The sequence below is a fragment of the Ramlibacter sp. MAHUQ-53 genome (genome assembly GCF_052600055.1).
Genome location: NZ_JBQWTS010000001.1, coordinates 191,482 through 215,939 on the forward strand (window position 1 = coordinate 191,482; position 24,458 = coordinate 215,939).

20 protein-coding genes and 4 tRNA genes are annotated in these 24,458 nt (G+C 69.0%); 9 read left to right on the forward strand and 15 right to left on the reverse strand.

The features are described 5' to 3' along the window. Positions 1-65 precede the first annotated feature (65 nt). Entirely contained in the window at positions 66-1,445 is a 1,380-nt protein-coding gene (gene fumC, locus ACT80S_RS00915; RefSeq protein WP_377411529.1) for a class II fumarate hydratase, read from the reverse strand. Positions 1,446-1,638: 193 nt separating this feature from the next. Here fumC and ACT80S_RS00920 point away from each other — a divergent pair, with 193 nt between their 5' ends. The 3 genes from ACT80S_RS00920 to murI all read left to right on the forward strand — a co-directional run bounded on the left by ACT80S_RS00920 (position 1,639) and on the right by murI (position 4,458). Next, positions 1,639-2,037 (forward strand): H-NS histone family protein, encoded by a 399-nt coding sequence (locus tag ACT80S_RS00920; protein ID WP_377411531.1) that lies wholly within the window; start codon positions 1,639-1,641, stop codon positions 2,035-2,037. 86 nt (positions 2,038-2,123) lie between these two features. Continuing rightward, a complete protein-coding gene (locus ACT80S_RS00925; RefSeq protein WP_377411533.1) occupies positions 2,124-3,677 on the forward strand; it encodes a fumarate hydratase in 1,554 nt (517 codons plus the stop codon). 4 nt (positions 3,678-3,681) lie between these two features. Beyond that, on the forward strand, positions 3,682-4,458 hold the full coding sequence (murI, locus tag ACT80S_RS00930; protein WP_377411535.1) for a glutamate racemase: 777 nt from the start codon (positions 3,682-3,684) through the stop codon (positions 4,456-4,458). Here the strand turns inward: murI and ACT80S_RS00935 are convergent. The 13 genes from ACT80S_RS00935 to tig all read right to left on the reverse strand — a co-directional run bounded on the left by ACT80S_RS00935 (position 4,455) and on the right by tig (position 15,857). After that, entirely contained in the window at positions 4,455-5,762 is a 1,308-nt protein-coding gene (locus ACT80S_RS00935) for an MFS transporter (protein WP_377411537.1), read from the reverse strand. The two genes, murI and ACT80S_RS00935, sit on opposite strands and share 4 nt — an antisense overlap. An 83-nt stretch (positions 5,763-5,845) precedes the next feature. Continuing rightward, a complete protein-coding gene (locus tag ACT80S_RS00940; protein WP_377411539.1) occupies positions 5,846-6,478 on the reverse strand; it encodes a DUF6806 family protein in 633 nt (210 codons plus the stop codon). A 33-nt stretch (positions 6,479-6,511) separates the two neighbouring features. Further along, a tRNA-Leu gene (locus ACT80S_RS00945) sits at positions 6,512-6,600 on the reverse strand. Between the two features lie 68 nt (positions 6,601-6,668). Further along, positions 6,669-6,744: transfer RNA gene (locus ACT80S_RS00950), tRNA-Gly, on the reverse strand. Between the two features lie 149 nt (positions 6,745-6,893). Next, positions 6,894-8,147 (reverse strand): GGDEF domain-containing protein, encoded by a 1,254-nt coding sequence (locus ACT80S_RS00955; RefSeq protein ID WP_377411541.1) that lies wholly within the window; start codon positions 8,145-8,147, stop codon positions 6,894-6,896. Positions 8,148-8,180: 33 nt separating this feature from the next. Then, positions 8,181-8,918: a substrate-binding periplasmic protein gene (locus tag ACT80S_RS00960; protein WP_377411543.1), complete on the reverse strand. Its 738-nt coding sequence runs from the start codon at positions 8,916-8,918 to the stop codon at positions 8,181-8,183. Between the two features lie 93 nt (positions 8,919-9,011). After that, positions 9,012-9,587: a hypothetical protein gene (locus ACT80S_RS00965; protein WP_377411545.1), complete on the reverse strand. Its 576-nt coding sequence runs from the start codon at positions 9,585-9,587 to the stop codon at positions 9,012-9,014. 86 nt (positions 9,588-9,673) lie between these two features. Further along, positions 9,674-9,747 (reverse strand) — tRNA-Cys (locus tag ACT80S_RS00970). Positions 9,748-9,798: 51 nt separating this feature from the next. Continuing rightward, a tRNA-Gly gene (locus ACT80S_RS00975) sits at positions 9,799-9,874 on the reverse strand. Between the two features lie 71 nt (positions 9,875-9,945). After that, positions 9,946-12,384, reverse strand: coding sequence for an endopeptidase La (gene lon, locus ACT80S_RS00980; RefSeq protein ID WP_377411547.1), 2,439 nt, complete (start codon positions 12,382-12,384; stop codon positions 9,946-9,948). A 71-nt stretch (positions 12,385-12,455) separates the two neighbouring features. After that, entirely contained in the window at positions 12,456-13,721 is a 1,266-nt protein-coding gene (gene clpX, locus ACT80S_RS00985; protein ID WP_377411549.1) for an ATP-dependent Clp protease ATP-binding subunit ClpX, read from the reverse strand. 90 nt (positions 13,722-13,811) lie between these two features. Beyond that, complete coding sequence (gene clpP, locus ACT80S_RS00990; protein ID WP_377411551.1) at positions 13,812-14,420, reverse strand: ATP-dependent Clp endopeptidase proteolytic subunit ClpP; 609 nt, start codon at positions 14,418-14,420, stop codon at positions 13,812-13,814. A gap of 123 nt (positions 14,421-14,543) precedes the next feature. After that, on the reverse strand, positions 14,544-15,857 hold the full coding sequence (gene tig / locus ACT80S_RS00995; protein WP_377411553.1) for a trigger factor: 1,314 nt from the start codon (positions 15,855-15,857) through the stop codon (positions 14,544-14,546). A gap of 303 nt (positions 15,858-16,160) precedes the next feature. Here tig and ACT80S_RS01000 point away from each other — a divergent pair, with 303 nt between their 5' ends. The 6 genes from ACT80S_RS01000 to ACT80S_RS01025 all read left to right on the forward strand — a co-directional run bounded on the left by ACT80S_RS01000 (position 16,161) and on the right by ACT80S_RS01025 (position 23,422). Beyond that, the gene (locus ACT80S_RS01000) at positions 16,161-16,628 is read left to right on the forward strand and encodes a DUF2846 domain-containing protein (RefSeq protein ID WP_377411555.1); all 468 of its coding nucleotides are present in this window, start codon (positions 16,161-16,163) and stop codon (positions 16,626-16,628) included. 160 nt (positions 16,629-16,788) lie between these two features. Further along, on the forward strand, positions 16,789-17,034 hold the full coding sequence (locus tag ACT80S_RS01005; protein ID WP_377411557.1) for a hypothetical protein: 246 nt from the start codon (positions 16,789-16,791) through the stop codon (positions 17,032-17,034). After that, positions 17,025-17,966 (forward strand): alpha/beta fold hydrolase, encoded by a 942-nt coding sequence (locus tag ACT80S_RS01010; protein WP_377411559.1) that lies wholly within the window; start codon positions 17,025-17,027, stop codon positions 17,964-17,966. Before ACT80S_RS01005 ends, ACT80S_RS01010 begins: the two co-directional genes overlap by 10 nt. An 84-nt stretch (positions 17,967-18,050) precedes the next feature. After that, positions 18,051-20,924: a PAS domain-containing hybrid sensor histidine kinase/response regulator gene (locus ACT80S_RS01015; protein ID WP_377411561.1), complete on the forward strand. Its 2,874-nt coding sequence runs from the start codon at positions 18,051-18,053 to the stop codon at positions 20,922-20,924. Positions 20,925-21,054: 130 nt separating this feature from the next. Beyond that, complete coding sequence (locus tag ACT80S_RS01020) at positions 21,055-21,870, forward strand: substrate-binding periplasmic protein (RefSeq protein ID WP_377411563.1); 816 nt, start codon at positions 21,055-21,057, stop codon at positions 21,868-21,870. Position 21,871: 1 nt separating this feature from the next. After that, complete coding sequence (locus ACT80S_RS01025; protein ID WP_377411565.1) at positions 21,872-23,422, forward strand: GGDEF domain-containing protein; 1,551 nt, start codon at positions 21,872-21,874, stop codon at positions 23,420-23,422. 52 nt (positions 23,423-23,474) lie between these two features. Here ACT80S_RS01025 and ACT80S_RS01030 read toward each other — a convergent pair whose 3' ends face one another. After that, positions 23,475-24,449: an SMP-30/gluconolactonase/LRE family protein gene (locus tag ACT80S_RS01030; RefSeq protein ID WP_377411567.1), complete on the reverse strand. Its 975-nt coding sequence runs from the start codon at positions 24,447-24,449 to the stop codon at positions 23,475-23,477. Positions 24,450-24,458: the final 9 nt, after the last annotated feature.

Consider the following 24,458-nt stretch of genomic DNA (forward strand, 5'->3'; position numbering starts at 1 on the left):
GCACAAAGTAGCACAGCCGTACTAAGAATCAAAATGCCCATGACGGCATCGGCGGTTGCCGCGGCTCAGGTCATCGAGGCCGGGTCGACCCACGCGTCGAACTCCTCGCCGGTCACGGTCCCCAGCGCCAGGGCGGCCTCGCGCAGGCTGCTGCCCTCGCGGTGCGCCTTGCGGGCGATCTCGGCGGCGCGGTCATAGCCGACATGGGGCGCCAGCGCCGTCACCAGCATCAGCGAGCGTCCCACCAGGTCGGCGATGCGCGCCGTGTCGGGCTCGATGCCCTGGGCGCAGTGCCGGTCGAAGCTGCGCATACCGTCCGCCAGCAGGCGGATGCTTTGCAGGACGCCGTGGGCGATCAGCGGCCGGTACACGTTCAGCTCGAAGTGGCCGGAGGCGCCCCCCAGGTTGACGGCCACGTCGTTGCCGAACACCTGGCAGCAGGCCATGGCCAGGGCCTCGCACTGCGTGGGGTTGACCTTGCCCGGCATGATGGAGGAGCCCGGCTCGTTCTCCGGGATGCGGATCTCGCCGAGGCCGCAGCGCGGGCCGCTGGCCAGCCAGCGCACGTCATTGGCGATCTTGGTGAGGCTGGCGGCCAGGCCCTTGAACGCGCCGTGGGCATGCACCAGCGCATCGGCCGCGGCCATCACCTCGAACTTGCTGGTCGCGGTGACCAGGGGCAGGCCGGTGTCCCGGGCGAGTTCGTCGGCCACCGCCTGCGCGTAGCCCGCAGGCGCGTTCAGCCCGGTGCCGACCGCGGTGCCGCCGAGGGCCAGCTCGCACAGGTGCGGCAGGCTCGCCTGCAGGTGCCGGTCGGCCTGGGCGAGCTGGGCGGCGTAGCCGCCGAACTCCTGGCCCAGGGTCAGGGGCGTGGCGTCCTGCAGGTGGGTGCGGCCGATCTTGACGATGCCGGCGAAGTCACGGGACTTGCCCTCCAGGGTGGCGCGCAGGCCGGCCAGCGCGGGGCGCAGGCGCCGCTCGATGCCCTCCACCGCCGCCAGGTGCATGGCCGCGGGGTAGACGTCGTTGGACGACTGGCTCATGTTCACGTCGTCGTTCGGGTGCACCCGGCGACCGGCCCCGCGCGGCCCCCCCAGCAGCTCGCTGGCACGGTTGGCGAGCACCTCGTTGAGGTTCATGTTCGTCTGCGTGCCCGAGCCGGTCTGCCAGACCACGAGGGGAAACTCCGCGTCATGCCGGCCCGCCAGCACCTCGCCGGCGGCGGCGGCGATGGCCTCGGCCCGGTCCGCCGGCATCAGGCCGAGGTTGCGGTGCACCACCGCGGCGGCCCGCTTGATCCGCGCCAGCGCCAGGATGATCTCGCGCGGCTGGCGCTCGCCGGAGATGTCGAAGAAAGCCAGGGAGCGCTGCGTCTGCGCGCCCCAGAGCCGGTCGGCAGGTACCTCGATGGGGCCGAAACTGTCCTGTTCGCGTCGCGTGGCCATGGCATCCCTCCGGAGGAGAAAAGGATTCATTCTGGGCATTCCCGGCCCGTGATCCGGCGACCGGTTGAAACAGGAGAAAACCCGGCGCCGGATTTTTCTCAAAACCTTTTATAGTGCGGCGCGGCGGGTATTTGAAGAAAACCCCAAAACCCTTTTTGAATTGATCAGCAAATAACCCTTGAAGGAGCGGAGCATGGCAAATGGAAATGGCTTGAACCTCGGCGACATCGACCTCGACCGGATCGACCTCGCCACCCTCAAGAAGCTCGCCGACGCCGCCAGCGAGAAGTTCGAGCATCGCAAGCGCAGCGAGCTCAAGACCATGGTCACGAACTGGCTCGCCGAAGCCGGCGCCGTCGGCTACAGCATCCAGGACGTGCTGGCCGAGGTCCGCTCGCGCCAGCCGGCCCAGGCCGGCGCCCCGGGCAAGCGCACGCGCGGCATCCGCGCCGACAAGGGCAAGACCGCCGCGCCCAAGTACCGCGGCCCCAACGGTGAGCTGTGGAGCGGCCGCGGCCAGCCGCCGAACTGGATGCGCCCCCTGCTGGCGGCCGGCAAGACCAAGGAAGACTTCCTGATCGACAAGGCCTGAAGGCCGCGCCGGGAAGCCGGTCAGGAGGGGGGAAGCCGGCGCTGAGATAATCGGCGCCGAGTCAAACCCTCCCCCCTCCCCACGCCATGACCACGAGCATCCAGCAGGCCGACCTGATCGAATCCATCGCCGCGGCACTCCAGTACATCAGCTACTACCACCCGGCCGACTACATCGCCCACCTGGCCCGCGCCTACGAGCGTGAACAGAGCCCCGCCGCCAAGGACGCGATCGCCCAGATCCTCACGAACAGCAAGATGTCCGCGCTGGGCCACCGCCCCATCTGCCAGGACACCGGCATCGTCAACGTCTTCCTCAAGGTCGGCATGGACGTGCGCTGGGAGGGCTTCTCCGGCAGCCTCGACGACGCCATCAACGAAGGCGTGCGTCGCGGCTACAACCACCCCGACAACACCCTGCGCGCCTCGGTCGTGGCCGACCCGCAGTTCGCCCGCAAGAACACCAAGGACAACACGCCCGCGGTGGTCTTCACCGAGATCGTCCCCGGCAACACCGTCGAAGTGACGGTGGCCGCCAAGGGCGGCGGCTCCGAGAACAAGAGCAAGATGGTCATGCTGAACCCGGGCGACTCGGTGGTCGACTGGGTCCTCAAGACCGTGCCCACCATGGGCGCCGGCTGGTGCCCCCCGGGCATGCTGGGCATCGGCATCGGCGGCACCGCCGAGAAGGCCGTCCTCATGGCCAAGGAAAGCCTGATGGACGACATCGACATGTACGAGCTGCAGGCCAAGGCCGCCAAGGGCGAGAAGCTGTCCCAGGTCGAGGAACTGCGCCTGGAGCTGCACGAGAAGGTCAACGCCCTGGGCATCGGCGCGCAGGGCCTGGGCGGCCTCACCACCGTGCTGGACGTCAAGATCAAGATGTACCCCACGCACGCGGCCTCCAAGCCCGTGGCCATGATCCCCAACTGCGCGGCCACCCGCCACGCCCACTTCGTGCTCGACGGCTCCGGCCCCGCCTACGTCGAGCCGCCGAGCCTGGACCTGTGGCCCAACGTCGACTGGACGCCCGACACGAAGAAGTCCAAGCGCGTCGACCTGAACGCCCTCACCCCCGCCGAAGTCGCCAGCTGGAAGCCGGGCGACACCCTGCTGCTGAACGGCAAGATGCTCACCGGCCGTGACGCCGCGCACAAGCGCATCCAGGACATGCTGGCCAAGGGCGAGAAGCTGCCGGTGGACTTCACCAACCGGGTCATCTACTACGTCGGCCCGGTCGATCCGGTCAAGGACGAGGCGGTCGGCCCCGCCGGCCCCACCACCGCCACCCGCATGGACGGCTTCACCGAGATGATGCTGGCCCAGACCGGCCTGATCGCCATGATCGGCAAGGCCGAGCGCGGCCCGGTCGCCATCGAGGCGATCAAGAAGCACAAGAGCGCCTACCTGATGGCCGTGGGCGGCGCCGCCTACCTGGTGTCCAAGGCGATCAAGAAGGCCAAGGTGGTCGGCTTCGAGGACCTGGGCATGGAAGCCATCTACGAGTTCGACGTGGTCGACATGCCCGTGACCGTGGCGGTCGACGCCGGCGGCACCAGCGCCCACATCACCGGCCCGGCCGAGTGGCAAAAGCGCATCGCCTCCGGCGAGTTCAAGGGCATCTCGGTCGCCGCGGCCTGACGCCTTGAGCGCCCCCCTCGGCGTCTTCGACAGCGGCATCGGCGGCCTCAGCGTCCTGCGCGCGCTGCGGCGCGAGCTGCCGCACGAGGACGTCGTCTACTTCGCGGACACGGCCTGGGTGCCCTACGGCGAGCGCGGCGACGCGTTCGTGCAGGAACGCACGCTGGCCGTGGCGCAGGACCTGATCGAGCAGCGCGGCGTGAAGCTGCTGGTGGTGGCCTGCAACACCGCCACCGCCTCGGCCATCGCCGCGGTGCGGGCGCGCTGGCCGCAGGTGCCGGTGGTGGGCGTCGAGCCTGCGCTCAAGCCCGCGGCCCGCGCCACCCGCACCGGGCGCGTGGGCGTGCTGGCCACGCGCGGCACGCTGGCCAGCGCCAAGTTCCGCATGCTGCATGAATCGCTGGCCGCGCAGGCCGAGTTCGTGCTCCAGCCCTGCGACGGCCTGGCCGCCGCCATCGAGGCCGACGACGCGCCGCGCATCGAGTCCCTGTGCGCGCAGTACATCGGCGCGCTCGGCCCCCTGGGCCCGGCCGCCGGCTGCATCGACACCCTGGTGCTCGGCTGCACCCACTATCCCTTCGCCCTGCCCGTGATCGAGCGCCTCGCCGGTCCCGGCGTGGCCATCCTCGAGACCGGGGAGCCGGTGGCCCGGCAGGCGCGTCGCCTGCTCGAACAGGCCGGCCTGCTCGCGCCCGGCCCGCAGCGGGGCCGGCTCACCCTCGCCTGCTCGGGCCCGCCGCCCGCACTGGAAGCGGCGGCACGCCGCTGGCTCGGCGACTAGGCGCCGGACGCCACCGCGGCCGCGCGTCCGCGCGCCACGTCGACCTTCGCCAGCAGCGCCAGTCCCGCGACGAACAGCCCCGAGGTGGCCACGATGGCCACGCGCTGGTTGCCCCCGGTGGCCCAGGTGATCGCCCCGTACATCAGCGGTCCCACGATCGAGGCCAGGCGGATGGCCACGCTCCACAGCCCGAAGAACTCGGCCAGCTGGGCCGGCGGCGCGAACAGCCCCGCCATCGCCCGGCCCGCCGACTGGCTGGAGCCCATGCACAGGCCCGCCAGGCCCGCGGCCCACCAGAACTCATCCTTGCCCTGGGCCGAGGCGGCCAGCACGCAGGTGAGGATCCAGCCCACCAGCGTGAGGGCCAGCGCCGGCTTGTGGCCGATGCGGTCCTGCAGGTAGCCCCAGGCGAAGGCGCCGGCGGCCGCCGCGGCGTTGAGCGCGAAGATCAGCACCATGGTCTCCTGCGGCGCGAAGCCGATCACCTGCTCGGCGTAGATCGCCGCCAGCGCGATCGCCACCGCCACCCCGCCCTGGTAGCAGACCGCGCAGGCCATCAGCCACATGAAGTCACGAAAGCGCCGGGCCTGCGCGAAGGTGCGCCGCAGCTGCGCCAGCGATGCCCGCAGGCCCGCGCGCTGCGGCGCCTGCGGGTCGGGCTGCGCATGCTCGCGCAGCAGTGCGAAGGTGACCAGCGCCGCCGCACCGTACATGAACGCCGTCACGCCCATCGTCACCGGCACGAAGTGCGAGGCCGGCAGCCCCCGGGCCTGCGCGTGCAGCACATAGGCCAGGCACAGCCCCAGCGTGAGCATGCCGCCCAGGTAGCCCAGTCCCCAGCCCCAGCCGCTCACGCGCCCCATCGCCTCGGGCCGTGCGAGCTCCGGCAGGAAGGCCGCGGTCAGCGACTCGCCCCAGGCGTAGAAGGTGTTCGAGATGACCACCAGCACGATGGCCAGCGCCACCTGCCCGGGCCCGGCCAGGGCCAGCGCCGCGGTGGACACCACGCAGCCGGCCGTCACCAGCATCAGCAGCCGCTTCTTGGCCGCGCGCAGGTCGGCCCAGGCGCCGAGGGTCGGCATGGTGAGCATCACGATCGCGTAGGAGGCGCTGAGCGCCGCCGTCCAGGCGAAGGTGGCCCAGGGCGCCTTGCCGGCGATGCCGCCGACGAAATAGGCCGCGAACACCGCGGTGATGACCACGGTCGTGTAGCCCGAGTTGGCGAAGTCGTACATGGCCCAGCCGAAGACTTCGCGCCGGCGCACGCCCGGGCGCAGGGCGGAATTCACGGAATCGGGAGGCATCGCGCGAGGATAGCCCAGCGCCACCGGGGTCCAGGAACGCGAAGGCCGGAACGAGTCCGGCCTGGGCAGCGATGCGGGGGGGGTCAGTGCAGGTGCCGCGGGCGTCGGCCACCGCCGTGCGAGCCCCCGGAGCCCGGCCCGCCACTGCCGCGCGGCGGCTTGCCCAGCTCCAGCGAGCTCACCAGCGCGTCGAAGCGCTGGCTGAACAGGCGATCGACCTCGGCGACCACGCCCCCCAGTTCGGAGGCATCGAAGTGGCGCTCCATCAGGTGGATCACGTCCTCCACCAGCAGGTCCCGCTGCACCTGCATGATCGCGGCCGGCGTGGGGCCGACGAAGAGCATCAGGAAATCGTCGCGCGAGTCCTCCTCGGGCGGGGCCTCCTCCTCGTCGAACTCGGTGTCGTAGAAGGTGACCTCGACCGCGGCGCCCTGGGACGCCAGCTCGTTGAGGCTCATGCACATCTCGTCGAGCGCCTGGCGGAAGTCCTCGTCGCCGGACAGGGTCCAGCACATGGTGAGCAGGTGGGCGGTGGCATCGAAGCGGATGCCCGGCTCCTCTTCGTAGGCGCTCTCGGCGGCATCGGCCAGCGACTTGGCGCCGATGTATTTCCAAAGGGGTTTGAGCGCCTCCTGCAACTGCGCGAACGTCACGTCCGCGCGCAGCGGCACGTCGCCGTGCACATGAATCTCGAAGGGGGCGTTGTAATGGGACATGATGCTCTCGCGCCGGAACGCTGCCTGACCGGATGGTGCCTCGAACCGGAATCGAACCGGTACGCCCGGCAAAGGGCGGCGGATTTTAAGTCCGCTGTGTCTACCAATTTCACCATCGAGGCCAGCAGTGGCCAATGTAATTCAGATGCGCAAAGAAAAAAGGAGAAGCCTAAGCTTCTCCTTTTTGAATTGGAGCGGGAAACGAGACTCGAACTCGCGACCTCAACCTTGGCAAGGTTGCGCTCTACCAACTGAGCTATTCCCGCGGAAGCCGCAAGTATACATCACTTTTCGGGCCTCTTGAAAGCCGACGCAATGACTCGCTCGCAGGGCCTGTGTCAGCGAGACCGGCGCAACGAACAGGCCGGCACCGTCGGCCTGCCGGCTTGAGCCACGCACCGGCCCCCAGGCGCGCCTAACCGGGCGCGATCTGCACCCGGTTGCGTCCCTGGGCCTTGGCCTCGTAGAGGGCGGCATCGGCGCGGCGCAGGGCGGCGTCGAGCGACACATCGGAGGCATCGCCGATGCCGGCGCTGAAAGTGGCGTGGAGCGTGCGCCCCTCGCCCAGGTCGATCGGACGCTGGGCGAACTGCTGCCGGATGCGCTCCACCAGCCGCGCCGCGATCTCCGGCGCGACCTCCGGCAGCACCAGGGCGAACTCCTCGCCGCCGATGCGCCCCACCACATCGGTCTCGCGCAGGCCGCCCTTGAGCAGCGCCGCGAAGGCCTTGAGCACCCGGTCGCCGGCTGCATGGCCGTAGGTGTCGTTGATGGCCTTGAACTGGTCGATGTCGGCCATGACCACCACCACCGGCCGGCGGTGCCGGTGATCGCGGCTGATCTCGGCCTGGGCCATCTCCATGAACTTGCGGCGATTGAGCAGGCCGGTCAGGTCGTCCTGGCTCGCCAGCTCCTCCAGCGCGACCCGGCTCTGCTCCTTCTGCGCCAGCAGCTCGCGCAGCGCGCGGAGGGCGGCCTGGACGGCGGCGATCTCGCGCAGCGGAGACCGCTCCAGCTCGAGAGCAGGATCCACAGTGTCGAGGCGCGACAGGACGCGGTTCATGCCGAGCAGGGGTCGGACCAGCAGGCGGTGCACCTGCCACAGCAGGAACAGGACCGTCGCGATGAACAGGGGCAGGACGACGTACAGCTTGTTGCGCGCGCCCTCCATGCGGTCCGAGACGCGCTGGAGGTCCGCTGCGGCCAGGTTCACGCTGTCGTTGAAGAGCTCGTCCACCAGCAGGGCCAGCTGCCGGGACTGCTGCCGCCAGGCCTCCCGGTGCCGGCCCAGGGCAGCGGGATCCACCTCGGCGCGCTCGACCGCGGCCTGCAGCAGCCGCTGGGACTGCGCTGCCATCTCGCGCGCCCGGCTGTCGTCCACCAGGCTGGGGTGGGCGGCGATCAGCTTGACCATGAACAGGGCCTGCTGGCGGCCTTCCGGCGAGGTGGAGGCGAAGACATTCTCGCCCTCCTCATGGAGCCGCTCGAGGTTACGCGCGAGCTGCTGGTGGCGCCGCATCTGCGGCAGGGTCTCGTCGTGCATGCGGGCCGCCTCGGAGAGCACCCGGCGCTGGTCCCACGCGATCAGTCCGATCCCGACGGCAAACAGCAGGCTCACCACCACCGCCATGACCGCCAGCAGCCGCCCCGTGCCTACGCCTGCTTCCACGGTCGGTGCCACGGGGGTCATCGCGTCAGGCCGTCAGTCGATCCGGAACGGAAGGAACTGCGAATTGATCTTGTCATGGCGGCCATCGCGCCGGATTCGGTCGAGCGCCGCATCGACGCGGACCTTGAGCTCCGGCTGCCGGGGCGAGATGGCAAAGCAGGCGTCGCCGCCGAGTCCGGGGGCATCGAGGGCCTGCGACATGAGGCCGAGCTTCTCGAAGCCCGGCTGCTGGATCAGCGCGATCGCGGTGGGCATGGGGACCAGCCCCGCATCGGCCAGGTCCGCCTGCAGCACCTGCGCGACCTGGTCGTTGCTGCGCAGCGGCTCGACGACCCAGCCCCGCGAGCGCACATAGGCTTCCTGAGCGGAGCCGGCGACCACCGCCACCCGCGCACCCGGCGCGCCCGGGCGCACGCCCCGCTTGGTGAACCAGATGGAGCGCGAGCGGAAGAAGGGTTTGCTCAGGAGCACCTTGGCGCGGCGCTCGGGGGTGTCGAGCAGGCCGATGGCGGCAATGTCGAACTCGTCGGCGAGCAGGCCATCGATCACCTTGTCGAGGGTGATGACCTTGTAGGTGCAGGTGGCGCGCAGCTCTTCGCAGACGGCACGGATGATGCCGATGGTGAAACCGGTGAGCTCGCCCTTGGCGTCGCGGTAGGACATGGGCACCGAGCTGTCGAGGACGGCGACCCGCAAAGGCCTGTCCGTCGCGCGTGCCGCCAAGCTCGCGACGAACAGGGCCAGGACGAGGAAATAACGGAATAAGGCCACGAAAAACCCAGAAGGATGGGCTAGCGATTCCGAATTAGCCTAACACAAAGTAGTCATTTTTACCATTGAAGCAGCCTAGAACCAAAGTGCGACTCAGGGTTGCGGCGCAACGAAAAGGAAGGGGCGGCGAATCTCGACCTTGAGGATGATGTGGGGCGGATAGGCGAACCTTCCCCGGGTCCCCGAACCGGCCGTGGCGGCGCCGATCGCCCCGCCCAGGCCGTCGCCGATGGCGTACCCCTCCAGCATCAGGGGCAGCATGAGTCCGCCGGCTGCGACGCCGGCAAAGGCCGCCAGGCCGGCCCCGACGACGGCACCGGCGCCCACCCCGACCCCTGCGCCGAATCCGGCGGCCCGGTCCGCCCGCTCGACCTGGGCGCCCTGCGGGCGGATGCGCGCCATCGCCGCCGACGCGCCGTCCGCCAGGTGGCACATGACCTGCAGCGGCTGCATCGATGGCTTGACCCGGACGGCACCCGGCGCCTGGAAGTGCCAGGAACCGCGGTCATTGGATGCAATACAGCCCATGCCTTCAGGGACCTGCACGGCCGCTTCGGGCGCAACCGCGAACGCGATCTCCTGGAAGGAAACGTCAGCCCCGGGCAGGAGGGCTGCACAGCCCGCCAGCAAGCCCAGCGGGTACAGGAGCCACGAGCGTCGACAGGCCATCGAGGCATGCTAGCCCCGCCCTGCCCTGCCGCCCAGCCCCAAAAACAAAGCACTCAGGCATTGCTGCGCTGAGTGCTTGTTTGTGTTGGAGGCGCGGGCCGGAGTCGAACCGACCTACACGGATTTGCAATCCGGTGCATAACCGCTTTGCTACCGCGCCGAACTCCGTCGAGAAAAAAGGGAAGCGTGAGCTTCCCTTTTCTTCTTGAATTGGAGCGGGAAACGAGACTCGAACTCGCGACCTCAACCTTGGCAAGGTTGCGCTCTACCAACTGAGCTATTCCCGCGGAAGACCGCTATTCTATGACGAAAATCGCCCCTTTCCGGGAAGCGAGGAAAAAAACTTTCGAAATCTTCCTCAGTGCTTCACCGAGCCGGTGCCGGTGCCCGGCGCGGCGGCCGAACCATCGGGCGTGGCGGGCGCGGCGACGGCCACGGCCTCGTCCTCAGGCAGCGGCGTGGGCTGGCGCTCGAGCGCGATCTCCAGCACCTTGTCGATCCAGCGCACCGGCACGATCTCCAGCCCGTTCTTCACGTTCTCGGGGATCTCCTGCAGGTCCTTGGTGTTCTCCTCGGGGATCAGCACCGTCTTGATGCCGCCGCGCAGGGCTGCCAGGAGCTTCTCCTTCAGGCCGCCGATGGCCGTGACCTCGCCTCGCAGCGTGATCTCGCCGGTCATGGCCACGTCGGCGCGCACCGGGATGCCGGTGAGCGCGGAGACCAGGGCCGTGGTCATGGCGATACCCGCGCTGGGGCCGTCCTTGGGCGTGGCGCCGTCGGGCACGTGGATGTGGATGTCCTTCTTCTCGAAGGCCTCGTCCTTGATGCCCAGCACGCGCGAGCGGCTGCGCACCACGGTGCGGGCGGCCTCGACCGACTCCTTCATCACGTCGCCCAGCGAGCCGGTGCGCAGGATGTTGCCCTTGCCCGGCATCAGCGCGGTCTCGATCGTCAGCAGGTCGCCGCCGACTTCCGTCCACGCCAGGCCGACCACCTGGCCCACCTGGTTCTGCGCCTCGGCACGGCCGTAGGTGTACTTGCGCACGCCGAGGAACTCGTTCAGGTTCTCCGGCGTCACGGCCACCTGCGGCGTCATCTTCTTGAGCTGAAGGCCCTTGACCACCTTGCGGCAGATCTTGGAGAGCTCGCGCTCGAGAGAGCGCACGCCGGCCTCGCGGGTGTAGTAGCGCACCACGTCGCGCACGGCGGCCTCGGTGACCTGCAGCTCCTCGTCCTTCACACCGTTGTTTTTCATCTGCTTGGGCAGCAGGTACTTGATGGCGATGTGGGTCTTCTCGTCCTCGGTGTAGCCGGACAGGCGGATCACCTCCATCCGGTCCAGCAGGGCCGGCGGGATGTTCATCGAGTTCGAGGTGGCCACGAACATCACGTCCGACAGGTCGAAGTCGACCTCGACGTAGTGGTCGCTGAAGGTGTGGTTCTGCTCCGGGTCCAGCACCTCGAGCAGCGCGGACGACGGGTCGCCGCGGAAATCGGTGCCGAGCTTGTCGATCTCGTCCAGCAGGAACAGCGGGTTGCGGGTGCCGACCTTGTTCAGGTTCTGCAGCACCTTGCCCGGCAGCGCGCCGATGTAGGTGCGGCGGTGGCCGCGGATCTCGGCCTCGTCACGCATGCCGCCCAGCGCCATGCGCACGTACTTGCGGCCGGTGGCCTTGGCGATCGACTGGCCCAGCGAGGTCTTGCCTACGCCCGGGGGGCCGACCAGGCACAGGATCGGCGCCTTCACCTTGTCCACGCGCTGCTGCACCGCGAGGTACTCGAGGATGCGGTCCTTGACCTTCTCGAGGCCGAAGTGGTCCTCGTTCAGCACGTCCTCGGCATGGCCGAGGTTGTGCTTGATCTTGGTCTTCTTGCTCCAGGGCAGGCCCACGAGCACGTCGATGTAGTTGCGCACCACGGTGGCCTCGGCCGACATGGGCGACATCAGCTTGAGCTTCTTGAGCTCGGCCTCGGCCTTCTTGCGCGCGTCCTGCGGCATCTTGGCGGCCTTGATCTTCTTCTCGATCTCCTCGATGTCGGCGCCCTCTTCGCCTTCGCCGAGCTCCTTCTGGATGGCCTTGACCTGCTCGTTCAGGTAGAAGTCGCGCTGGTTCTTCTCCATCTGGCGCTTGACGCGGCCGCGGATCTTCTTGTCGACGTTGAGGATGTCGACCTCGCGCTCGATCTGCTCGAACAGGTTCTCCAGGCGGTCCTCGACCTCGGCCAGGTCCAGCACGACCTGCTTGTTGTCCAGCTTGAGCGGGAGGTGGGCGGCAATGGTGTCGGCCAGGCGGCCCGGGTCATCGATGCTGGAGATGCTGGTGAGGATCTCCGGCGGGATCTTCTTGTTCAGCTTGACGTACTGGTCGAACTGCTGGAGCACCGCGCGGCGCAGGGCCTCGACCTCGGCCGAGGCGGCATGGCCAGCGGCCGGGTCGACCGGCACCACGGTGGCGGTGAAATGCTGTTCGCCATCGACGATGCGGCTGACGCGGGCGCGCTGCTGGCCCTCGACCAGCACCTTCACGGTGCCGTCGGGCAGCTTGAGCATCTGCAGGATGGTGGAGACGCAGCCGACCTCGAACATGTCCGAGGCGGCGGGCTCGTCCTTGGCGGCGGCCTTCTGGGCCACCAGCATGATGCGGCGCTCGGCCTCCATCGCGGCCTCCAGGGCCTTGATGCTCTTGGGTCGCCCCACGAACAGCGGGATGACCATGTGGGGGAAGACCACCACGTCGCGCAGCGGCAGCAGCGGCAGCTCGATCGGGTCGGACGGCAGGGGGACGTGGCCGGACATGAAAATCCTTTCTCTACCCGGTCGAGTGTGGACCGGCTGGCTTGTTTTTCAACCCGGAAAACGACAAGGCCTCAGGCCTTTTTCGCGGCTTCGCGATAGACGAGCAAGGGGGGCTTGTTCTCCTCGATCGTCGTTTCGTCGACCACGACCTTTTCGACGTTGTCCGTGGTGGGCAGGTCGAACATGGTGTCGATGAGCGATTGTTCAAGGATGGAACGCAGGCCGCGCGCGCCGGTCTTGCGCGCCAGCGCCTTGCGGGCGATGGCCTTGAGCGCGCTGGGACGGATCTCCAGGTCCACGCCCTCCATGGCCAGCAGCTTGCTGTATTGCTTGACCAGCGCGTTCTTCGGCTCGGTCAGGATCTGGACCAGGGCGTCCTCGCTCAGTTCGGCCAGGGTGGCGACCACGGGCATGCGGCCCACCAGCTCGGGGATCAGGCCGAACTTGATCAGGTCCTCGGGCTCGACGTCGCGGAAGGTGTCGGTCAGCGAGCGCTCCTTCTTGGAGCGCACCGCCGCGCCGAAGCCGATGCCGGAGGCCTCGGTGCGCTGCTCGATCACCTTCTCCAGGCCGGCGAAGGCGCCGCCGCAGATGAACAGGATGTTGGTCGTGTCGATCTGCAGGAAGTCCTGGTTCGGGTGCTTGCGACCGCCCTGGGGCGGCACGCTGGCCATGGTGCCTTCGATCAGCTTCAGCAGGGCCTGCTGCACGCCCTCGCCCGACACATCACGGGTGATGGAGGGGTTGTCGGACTTGCGCGAGATCTTGTCGATCTCGTCGATATAGACGATGCCGCGCTGGGCCCGCTCCACCTCGTAGTTGCAGCTTTGCAGCAGCTTCTGGATGATGTTCTCGACGTCCTCGCCCACGTAGCCGGCCTCGGTCAGCGTGGTGGCGTCGGCCATCACGAAGGGCACGTCCAGCATGCGCGCCAGGGTCTGGGCCAGCAGGGTCTTGCCGGAGCCGGTGGGGCCGATCAGGAGGATGTTGCTCTTGGTGAGCTCGACGTCGTCCTTCTTGGCCTTGTCCTTGTGGCGCAGGCGCTTGTAGTGGTTGTAGACGGCCACCGACAGCGATCGCTTGGCGGGCTCCTGGCCGATCACGTAGTTGTCGAGGTTGGTCTTGATCTCGGCGGGCGTGGGCAGGTCGCCCCGGGCCTCCTTGGGCTCCTCGCCGGCGGGCAGTTCGTCCCGGATGATCTCGTTGCACAGGTCGATGCACTCGTCGCAGATGAAGACCGAAGGTCCCGCGATGAGTTTCTTGACCTCGTGCTGGCTCTTTCCGCAAAACGAGCAGTACAGCGTTTTCTCGCTGGATGAGCCTTTCTTGTCGGCCATGTGGGCGTGCCTCGTAACTTGAGATTCAATGATAACCAAACGAAAACGGCGCTTCCCGGGGCGAGAAGCGCCGTTGCCGGGGCTGCGGCGTCAGGGACGCTTGTCGATCACCTGGTCGACCAGGCCGTAGTCCTTGGCCTCCGCGGCCTCCAGGAAGTAGTCGCGCTCGGTGTCACGCTCGATCTTCTCCAGGGGCTGGCCCGTGCGCTCGGCCAGGATCTTGTTCAACTGCGCGCGGGTCTTGAGGATGTCGCGGGCGTGGATCTCGATGTCCGTGGCCTGGCCCTGGGTGCCGCCCAGGGGCTGGTGGATCATGATCTTGGAGTTGGGCAGCGCGAAGCGCTTGCCCTTCTCGCCGGCGGCCAGGAGGAAGGCGCCCATGCTGGCGGCCATCCCCATGCACAGGGTGGACACCTGCGGCTTGATGAAGTTCATCGTGTCGTAGATGGCCATGCCGGCCGACACGCTGCCGCCGGGGCTGTTGATGTAGAACGAGATGTCCTTGTCGGGATTCTCGGACTCCAGGAACAGCAGCTGCGCCACCACCAGGTTGGCGGTCTGGTCATTGACCGGGCCGACCAGGAAGACCACGCGTTCGCGCAGCAGGCGGGAGTAGATGTCGTAGGACCGCTCGCCGCGGCCGGACTGCTCGATGACGATCGGCACCATGCCGAGGGCCTGGGTATCAAGTGCGCTCATGTAGTTGTGACTCCGTTGCGTGGCCCTTACTGTAGCCAAAAACGACATGGGGTCCGGCCGCCCCGGAACAAGGACGGACGAACCCCATGGCCATGGCGGGCCGCCCGGGCCCGCCGAGGGGCATCAGCCCTGCTGGCCCATCAGCTCGTCGAACGAGACGGACTTGTCGTTGACCTTGGCCTTGGACATCACGAATTCGGTGACGTTGTTCTCGATCACGATGGCCTCGACCTCGGCCAGGCGGCGGTTGTCGCTGAAGTACCAGCGCACCACGTCGGCGGGCTTCTCGTAGGAGGCTGCCAGTTCGTCCACGTGGGCCTTGATCTGGTCGGGGGTGGCGGCCAGGTTGTTGGCCTTGACCAGCTCGGCGACCACCAGACCCAGGCGCACGCGGCGCTCGGCCTGGGCCTGGAACAGCTCGGCGGGGATCGGGGCCTTGTCGGCGTCCTTGATGCCGCGCTGCTTCAGGTCGGCGCGGGCGCCTTCGACCATGCGGTCGACTTCGGCGGCGACGCTGGACTTGGGCAGGTCGAGTTCGGCCTTGGCCACCAGGGCGTCCATGGCGGCGGACTTGTTGCGGGCCAGCAGGCGGAACTTGACCTCGCGCTCGAGGTTCTTCTTGATGTCGGCGCGCAGGGCGTCGACGGTGCCGGCCTCGATGCCCAGGGACTTGACCAGCTGCTCGTTCACTTCGGGCAGGTGGGCGGCCTCGATCTTGTTCACGGTGACCAGGAAGTCGGCCTGCTTGCCGGCGACGTCCTTGCCGTGGTAGTCGGCCGGGAAGGACAGCGGGAAGGTCTTGCTCTCGCCGGACTTCATGCCGCGCACGGCGTCCTCGAACTCCTTGAGCATCTGGCCTTCGCCGACCAGGAACTGGAAGCCGTCGGCCTTGCCGCCGGCGAAGGGCTCGCCGTCGATCTTGCCTTCGAAGTCGACGGTGACGCGGTCGCCGTCCTGGGCGGCGTCGGCCTGGGCGCGCTGGGCGAAGGTGCGGCGCTGCTTGCGCAGGATGTCGATGGTGCGGTCGATGGCGGCGTCGTCCACGGCGGCGGTCAGGCGCTCGACTTCGGCTTCGGCCAGGTCACCGATCTTGACTTCGGGGAACACCTCGAACACGGCGTCGAAGGCCAGCTCGCCCTCGGGCGCGCCTTCCTTCTCGGTGATGCGGGGCTGGCCGGCCACGCGCAGCTTGGCTTCGTTGGCGGCCTGGGCGAAGGCCTCGCCCACCTTGTCGTTCATGACCTCGTACTGCACCGAGTAGCCATAGCGCTGGGCCACGACCGACATCGGCACCTTGCCCGGGCGGAAGCCGTCCATCTTGACGGTGCGCGCCAGGCGCTTGAGGCGGGTATCGACCTCGGCTTGGATCGCGCCGACGGGCAGCGTCAGCGTGATCTTGCGTTCGAGCTTCTCGAGGGTTTCAACGGTCACGGCCATGGTGTATCTCTCTGGTCAGTTCAAGTGTTCTGGCGGGTGCGCACGGGGGTGCCAGGCCTGCGCCCGCCCACCCACGGTAACCCGCCATTGTAGCCCGCCGACCCGGCCATTCCAGCCGCAGGGGCCGGCCCCGGGGCGCCGGGCTTCGCCCTCGCCCGCCCGGGCGAGACGACCCGACCGCAGGGCCACCTTCGGGTGCCTCCGATCCGCTCCGGCCGCGAACCCGGGCGGACCCGATGGCGGGCGATCCTAGACTGCCCCGGCCGCCGAGCCGGCGGCTCACCCTCACCGGATCACAGCCCCATGAACAAGACCGCGCCCTTCCTGGCCCTTTCCGCAGCCCTCCTGATGACCGGCTGCGCCTCCGTGAACCTGGCCCCCAAGGAGGAAGCCACCCGGGCCAAGGCCTTCGACGCCCCTGCCGCCGGCCAGGCGGGCGTCTACGTGTACCGGAACAGCGCGGTGGGCCGGGCGCTCAAGAAGGACATCCACATCGACGGCAAGTGCCTCGGCGAGAGCGCTCCGGACGTGTTCTTCTACACGCAGCTCCCGGGCGGCAAGCGCTACCGGTTCGAAACCGAGTCCGAGTTCTCGCCCAACGCCCTGGAGGTGATGCTGGACGCCGGGAAGAACTACTTCATCCGCCAGTTCATCAAGCTGGGGGTCTTCGTCGGTGGCGCGGACCTGGAGCAGGTGTCCGAGGAACAGGGTCGCCTGGACGTGGCCAAGCTCGAGATGGCCCAGCCGGGCACCTGCGACGGCAAGCCCTGACCGGCTGACCGCCCTCCCCCCCGAGCCGAAGGCAGCGTGGGGCGCGATGGTGATCCCGCCGCCTTCGTCCACCCGCCCACGCAAGGCAAATGCTCAAAATGAACAGGAATTCACCTAAGGCAAGGCAACGCGAGGGAATTAGCCTTGGGGGGCTTATTCCATGCAAGAACGGATCAGTCCCCCCCTGGGCGCGTACCACGTGCACGCCTTCTCCACCCGCTCCGACCCGCAGGGGTGGCTGGCCTGCGGCCAGACCTGGGTCACCGGGGCGGACGGTCAACCCCTGCTCCTGGCGGAGGTGAACTCCGGCCCCCACGACAGCGAGTCGGTCGCCGTGGACCGGGCCTACGAGCGCGCCTACGCCGACACACTCCGCCTCCTCCTTCGCGAGTTCGTATGCCTTTGAGTCCGATCCAGGCCCAGCTCCAGCAACGCCACAACCTGCGGTTTTCCGGCGAGGGTGCCGACACGCTGCTCTTCGTCCATGGCCTGGGATGCGACCAGGCGATGTGGCGCTTCGTCGCGCCGCATTTCGAGGCCCGCGCCCGCGTGATCCGGATGGACCTCATGGGCTTTGGCGCGTCCCTCCACTCCGACTGGAGCGAGCAGCGGTACGCCGACCTGGACGGCCATGCCCGGGACATCGCAGCCGTGGCCGAAGCGTTCGGCAACGGCCGCTGCATCGTGGTCGGCCATTCCGTGAGCACGATGATCGGCCTGCTGGCGGACGCCCATGCGCCGCAGGCCATCGCCGCGCACGCCATGGTCGCGCCCTCCCCTTGCTACCTCAACGACGGTGACTATCGCGGCGGTTTCGACCGGGCGGTACTCGACCAGACCCTGGGCCTCATGGAGACGGACGTCGAGGCCTGGACGCAGGCCATGATGCCCCTGCTGCTGGCGCCGGACGCCAACGACCCGATGGCCCAGGAACTGACCTCGGCCTTCTGCCGTGCCCGGCCCGAGGCGCTGGTCAAGCTGGCCCGCGCCACCTTCCTGGGTGACCTGCGGGGGCAGCTGCCGGGACTGGCCAAGCCGGTCCTGCTCCTGCAGTGCGACCAGGACATGGTCGCTCCCCGCGCCGTCGGCGACTTCATGGCTTCGGCCCTCCCCGACTGCACGCTGGCGGTGATCCGCAATCCGGGCCACTGCCCGCACCTGACCACACCCCAGGCCTGCATCGATGCGATCGGCAAGTTCCTGGACCTGCTGGCGGGCCGGGAGGCCCCCGGCGTTTCGCGCAATGCCCCGGGCCGCGAGGCAGGTCCCCCCGGCCTGCTGGGGCGCCTGGTCTCCAGCTTCAAATCGCGAGCCACCCAGGCTGCCACCGGCCGCTGATGGCCTGATGTGACGCGGGCCCAGCCCACTCGCTCTGGATGGAAGCGGCCTGGCGCCGCGGCACGGGCCTGCGCGCTGGCGGTCGTGGCGGCGCTGGCCTTCGCGGGCGTCGGCTGGCGGGCGGGCATCCCCGGCCCGGACATCCTGGTGGCCGCCGGGCTCCTGGCCTGCTTGCCCCTGTCCTGGGCCGCCGGTTGGCTCATGGGACGGCGCGCGCAATCCCGCCTGCGGGACCCGGAGATGGTCCGCGACCTGCGCCGGCTCGCCACCGTCGTCGAGCACACCTCCAATGCCGTGATCGGCCTGGACCTCGGGCTGAAGGTCCTGTGGGTGAACGAGGGTTTCACCCGCACCACGGGGTGGGAGCCCGACGAGTGCGTGGGCCGGCCGATCGGCGCGGTCTTCTCGCATCCGGACGGCGACCCGTCGGCACGGGCCGCCTTGCGCCAGGCGGCGGCACGCGGCGAGAGCTGCCGGGTGGAGATGATCAACCGCCGCAAGGATGGCAGCGCCGTCTGGATGAATGTCGAAATCCAGCCGACCCGGGATGAGGCCGGGCGGATCAACGGCTGGATCGAGATCGCGCTGGACATCAGCCACCGCAAGCGGGTGGAGGACATGCTGCACAAGCGTGAACACCTGATGCGGGTGATCACCGACAACATCCCGGCCCGCGTCTCCTACTGGGATGCCGACCTGCGCTGCCGGTTCGTCAACCAGACCTTCTGCGACTGGTTCGGCCTGCGGCGGGAAACCCTGCTCGAGCAGCCGATGTCGGCCGAGGTGTTCGGCGCCGACCTCTGGCACAGCATGGAGCCGCTGGTCCAGCGCGTGCTGGGCGGTGAGCCCCAGCTGTTCGAGCATGAGGACCGCAGCGCCGCCGGCGTGTCCGCCACCTGGCTGGTCCATTACCTGCCGGACCAAGACCCCGTCACGGGCCAGGCGCGTGGGGTGTTCGCGCTGGCGCTGGACATCACCGAGCTGAAGACGGCCCGCGACGGCGCGCTCCAGGCCAGCCAGGCCAAGAGCCAGTTCCTCTCGAACATGACGCACGAACTGCGCACGCCCATGAACGCGGTGATCGGCATGCTGGCGCTGCTGGAGGGAACGCCCCTGGATGCCCGGCAGGCGGACTACGCCCGCAAGGCGCATGGCGCTGCCTGCGCGCTGCTGGACCTGCTCAACGACATCCTGGACCTGTCGAAGGTGGAGGCGGGCAAGATGGCCTTGCACCCTCGCCCGTTCGGCTTCGACGACCTGCTGCGCGAGCTGTCCACCATCCTGTCGGTGCAGGTGGGGACCAAGCCGGTGGAGGTGGTGTACGACGTGGACGCCGGCCTGCCCGCCCGCCTCGTGGGCGACGACGTCCGGCTGCGGCAGATCCTCATCAACCTGTGCGGCAACGCCATCAAGTTCACCGAGCGCGGCGAGGTGGTCGTCACGGTCAGGCGGGTCCACGAGCAGGAGGGCCGGGCCCGCATTCGGCTGTCGGTCGAGGATTCCGGCATCGGCATGAACGAGGAGGAACTCGCCCGGCTGTTCCAGGAGTTCACGCAGGCCAATGGCGGCACGACCCGGCGCTTTGGCGGCACCGGGCTGGGCCTGAGCATCTGCCAGCGCCTGGCCGGCCTGATGGACACCCGGATCGAGGTGAGCAGCCGGCCGGGGCACGGCAGCTGCTTCTCGATGGAAGTCGAGCTGCCGGTGGAAACGCCTGCGGCGGACCTGCCCGCGGCGCTCCAGCGAGCCCTGGTCATCGATGACAACCCGCGGACCCGCGCCGCCCTCGCGGTGCAATTGCGCCAGCTGGGCTACCTGGCCGATGTGGCCGCTTCGTTCGAACAGGGGATGGCGCTTTGCGTTTCAGAGGACGCGGGCTATTCGGCCGCCCTGGTGGACTGGGGCCTGCCGGGGCTGGCTGGCCGGGAGGGCCTGAGCGCCTTGCGCAGCCTGCCGGGCGCGAAGGCCGCCAACCTGCTGGCCCTGGCCACGGCGGTCGAACGCGAAGCGGTCGATGCCGGCCAGGCCGGCGCCGACGACCTGCTGGCTGGCTGCGTGACCAAGCCGGTGACGGCATCGATGCTTCGCGACGGATTGGCCGCAGGCGATCGCGCCGCCCGTGCTGCGCCCCGGCCGGTGCCGCGCAAGCCGCAGCGGCTGGCCGGCCTCTCGCTGCTGGTGGCGGAAGACAACCTGCTGAACCAGCAGGTCGCGCGCGAGCTGCTGCAGCGCGAGGGCGCGCAGGTGACGATCGCCCCCAACGGCCTGGAAGCGGTGGCGGCCCTGCGCGACCAACCGCTGGCCTTCGACCTGGTCCTGATGGACCTGCAGATGCCGGTCATGGACGGTTTCACGGCGACGGCGCAGATCCGAGGCATGCCGGGGCTCGGCTCGATGCCGGTCATCGCCATGACGGCCAACGCGATGGACAGCGACCGCCAGGCTTGCCTGGAGGGCGGCATGAACGGGCATGTGGGCAAGCCCTTCGCGATCGACAACCTGGTCCAGGTGGTGCTGCAGCAGGTGGGCCTGGCCCTCCCCAGGGCCGGGGCGCCACGGCGTGCCGTGGATCCTGCAGACGCACTGGATGCAGCCGGGCGCGAAGCGCCGCCGGCCTGGGATCGTCAACGCGCGCTCGAGAACCTCGGGGGGGACGCCGAGCTGCTGGAAAGCGTGCTGGACCTTTTCCGCCTCAGCCTGGCCGAGACCCTGCAGCGATTGCCGGGGCTGCTGGACACGTCCTCACGCGAAGACGCCGTGCGCTGCCTGCATACGCTCAAAGGACACGCGGGAACGATCGCCGCGCAGCGTCTTGCCGAGGCCGCACAGGCTGCCGAGGCCCTGCTGCAACGCCCCTCGGCCGACGCCCGGGCACTGCAGGCGTGCTTGCAGGCGGTGGAGGCTGCCGCCAGGCTCACGCAGGCCGCGTTGCCGGCAGCGGCCAAGGTCGCGGCGTAGGCGCCCGGCCGTGGGGCATTGCGGATGCTTCGCTCCGCGAGCCGGACGGATGCCCCCTCCCATCCAGATGAGCCCAGTGCGCTGAGGGGCTTGCCTGCGAACTGCGGATGCGGTTGACGGATGGATGAGAATGAAAACCCTTTCGCATTACAGTCACGGAATGCTCGCGAAATTCATCGCCGGGATCGCTCTCGGCGCACTGGGGCTCAACGCTGCGAATGCGCAGGTCCTGCCGGAGATCGAGAAGACGCGCACGCTCAAGGTGTGCATCTGGCCGGACTACTTCGGCGTCACCCACCGGAATCCCCGCAACAACGCCCTCCAGGGCATCGACATCGACCTCTCGCGAGCCCTGGCCCGGGACCTGGGCGCCGAGGTGACCTATGTCGAGACGGACTTCTCGCGCTTGCTGGACGACGTCCAGGCGCGCCGCTGCCACATCGCCATGATGGCCGTCGGCGTCACGCCGCAGCGGCAGGAGCGAGTCGACTTTTCCCTCCCGTATCTCCGAAGCGACCTGTATGCGGTCGCGAGCCGCGGCAACGCCCAGGTCCGTCGCTGGGAGGACATCGATCGTCCCGGCCGGGTCGTCGTGGTCCAGAAGGGCACGTTCATGGAGCCGGTGATGCAGGGTCTCCTGAAGCACGCCCGGCTCGAATCGGTCCTGCGCCCCAACGAGCGGGAGCGGGAAGTCGAGTCCGGCCGCGCCGATGTGTTCATCACCGACTACCCGTACAGCCGCCGCGTGCTGGCCAGCTTCGAATGGGCCTCGGTGATTGCGCCGACCCGACCCGTCAGGCTGACGGATTACGCCTACGCAGTCCCCAAGGGCGAGGCGGCCTGGCTGGCCCGGGTCAATGCCTTCGTCATGCAGGTGCGCCAGGATGGACGCCTCGCCGATGCGGCGCGACGCCACGACCTGCTTCCGATCATCGTGAAGGACTGATTTGGCGTTGCCGACTTCCAGGGTGCGCGCGTCCACCTTCTGGCAGTTCGTGGCCGCCTGGGTCTCGACCCAGCTCCTGATCTGGATTGCCTTCGCGATCGCCCACGACGCCATCGTGAGCAACATGGAGCTGGACCTCCAGTACCGCCTGGAGACCGATTCGTTCGTCCTGGAGGATCATGCCTCGCGATCCCTCGACGGGGTGGTCTCGTCGCTCGAGGCGCTGGCGGCGCTGACCACCCGCGCGGAAGCCGTCGACCCGCGCAAGTTCTCGGCCAAGCTGCGGGAGCTGCGGTTCGACGACGTCATCATCCGCAGCGTCTCCCTTGCCGATCCCCAGGGCCGGATCATCGCGAGCTCCAATCTCGGCAACGTGGGGCACCCGATATCCGCCGCCGTGGCAAAGGGGATCGGCCCCCCGGCCCACCCGCCACGCCCGGGTGTCCGGTTCGGTGGTTCGATCGCCCAACGGGACCTGCCGGCCCCCGAGCCGCGGAACGAAACCGGCCACTCGATCTGGCTGGCCTGGATCGACGTCAAGAGTCCCGACCTGCCGGGGCATCGCTGGGTTGCCGCGATCAACTCGGGCTTCTTCGTGAACTTCTGGACGGCTGCGACCAAGGGGATTGGCGTCCAGGTGGCGCTGTTCGATTACAGCGGCCAGCAACTCATCTCCATGGGGCCGGGCCCCAAGGCCTCCGAGGCGTTGTCCAGGAATCTCCGGGAAGCGTTGTTGACGCGTGACAACGGTGACCTGGCGCTGGACGGGTCGAGCGAGGCCTGGCACATCCGGTACCGGGCCAGCTCGCGCCACCCCTTCGCCTTCGTGATCGCCGCGGACCGCGCCCGCCAGGCCGGGCTGGCGTTCAAGCGGACATCGGTCCTGCGGTGGTCGGCCATCGGTGGCACGGTGCTGGCCACGATCGCCATCGCCTTCGCCTTCAACGCCTCATCACGCTACCGGCGCGCCGTCTCGCTGAGCCACCGGCTCCTGCAGGTCGCTCACACCGATCCCCTCACGGGGTTGGGCAACCGGCGCGCATTCGATGAATCCCTCCAGGCGGCGCTGCAGCGAGCGGGGGCGCTGGGCGCCCCGTTGGCGCTGATGATCCTGGACCTGGACCGGTTCAAATCCATCAATGACCGGTTCGGCCACCCGGCCGGCGATGCCGTGCTGCGGGAAGTCGCCGGTCGCTGGAAGGCGCTCCTGCGATCCGACGACTTCATTGCCCGCGTCGGCGGGGAGGAGTTTTTTGCGGTCCTCCCGGACACCGGGTTCAACCAGGCGCAGGCGGTTGCGAGGAAGCTGCTGGAGGCGACCCGGGAGGAGCCCGTCCCCCTGCCCGGCACCGGCACCGCCTTGCCTGTCACGGTCAGCATGGGCATCGTGGGCCTGGAGGTCTGTCCCGCGCAGGTGGACGTCGAATCCCTCATCAGGGCGGCGGACGCCGCGCTGTATCGCGCCAAGGAGCGTGGCCGGGACCAATTCGTCGCGGTCGAGTGGCCCCCTGCGGGCGCCGATGCCAACGGCCCTGGCGGGAGCCCGGTGTGAACCGTCCGCCGGGTGCGCGATGGCCTGGTGGGCCGCGGGGCCGACGAGGAAGTCAGTAGTTCCAGTGCGGCGGGACCGCGCCGGCGATGGGGGAGCGAAAGCTCGCCAGGCGGTCGCCGGCCAGGTTGCCCAGGTACACCGTGCGCAGGTCGGGGCCGCCGAAGGCCACGCTGCTCACGTTGCGCAGCGAGCGGGAGCCGCCCGAGTCGATGTCGCCGCGTGACAGGCTGCCCCGGGCGTAGGCGGCCTCGGCCGCCGCGACCTGCTGCGCATCGGAATCGTCCAGCACCACCTGGACGCGCCCGTCCGGGCCGATGCGCAGCACGCGGTTGGACACCACGCAGGCGACCCAGACCCCGCCCTCCGCGTCGAAGGCAAGCCCGTCGGGGAAGTCGCCGTCGGTGAACTGGTGCACCACCTCGCGCGGGCCGAGCTTCCAGCCGGCGCCCTCGCCCAGGATGGCAAAGCGCGAGAGCTTGCGGCCGTAGGTCTCGTTCACGTACACCCAGCGGCCGCCCGGGTCGACGCGGCATTCGTTGGTGAACTCGATGCCGTCAGCCACGATGCGCGCGCCGCGCGCGTCCGAGACGGCGATGAAGCCGTCGGCGACCTGCGCCTTGAAGGCCAGCTCGCGCGGGACCTGGCGCGTGCTCATCGAGACCCAGGTGCGGCCCTGCGCATCGATCGAGACGAAGTTGGTGCTGGTCAGCGGCACGCCCTCGACCTCCATCAGCAGCGGCCGCATCTGCCCCTGCCGGTCCAGCCGCCAGACCCCGCCGCCGCAGGTGGTGCCCAGGTTGGCCACCAGGAACTCGCGCGCGGGCGTCAGCGCGATGCCGTTGGGCAGGAAGCCCTCGGGCATCCCGAGGGGCCGCGCGGGCACCGTGTCCACCGCGCGCACCGCGCAGTCGTGGTCGGAGACGAAGAGCTCGCCGCGCGCGGTCGCGATCACGCTCTCGGCCCGCTTCAGGCCCTGGCCCACGTGGCTGAGGCTGGACAGGTCGATCAGGGGGTCAGTGGTCTTCACAGTCGGGGA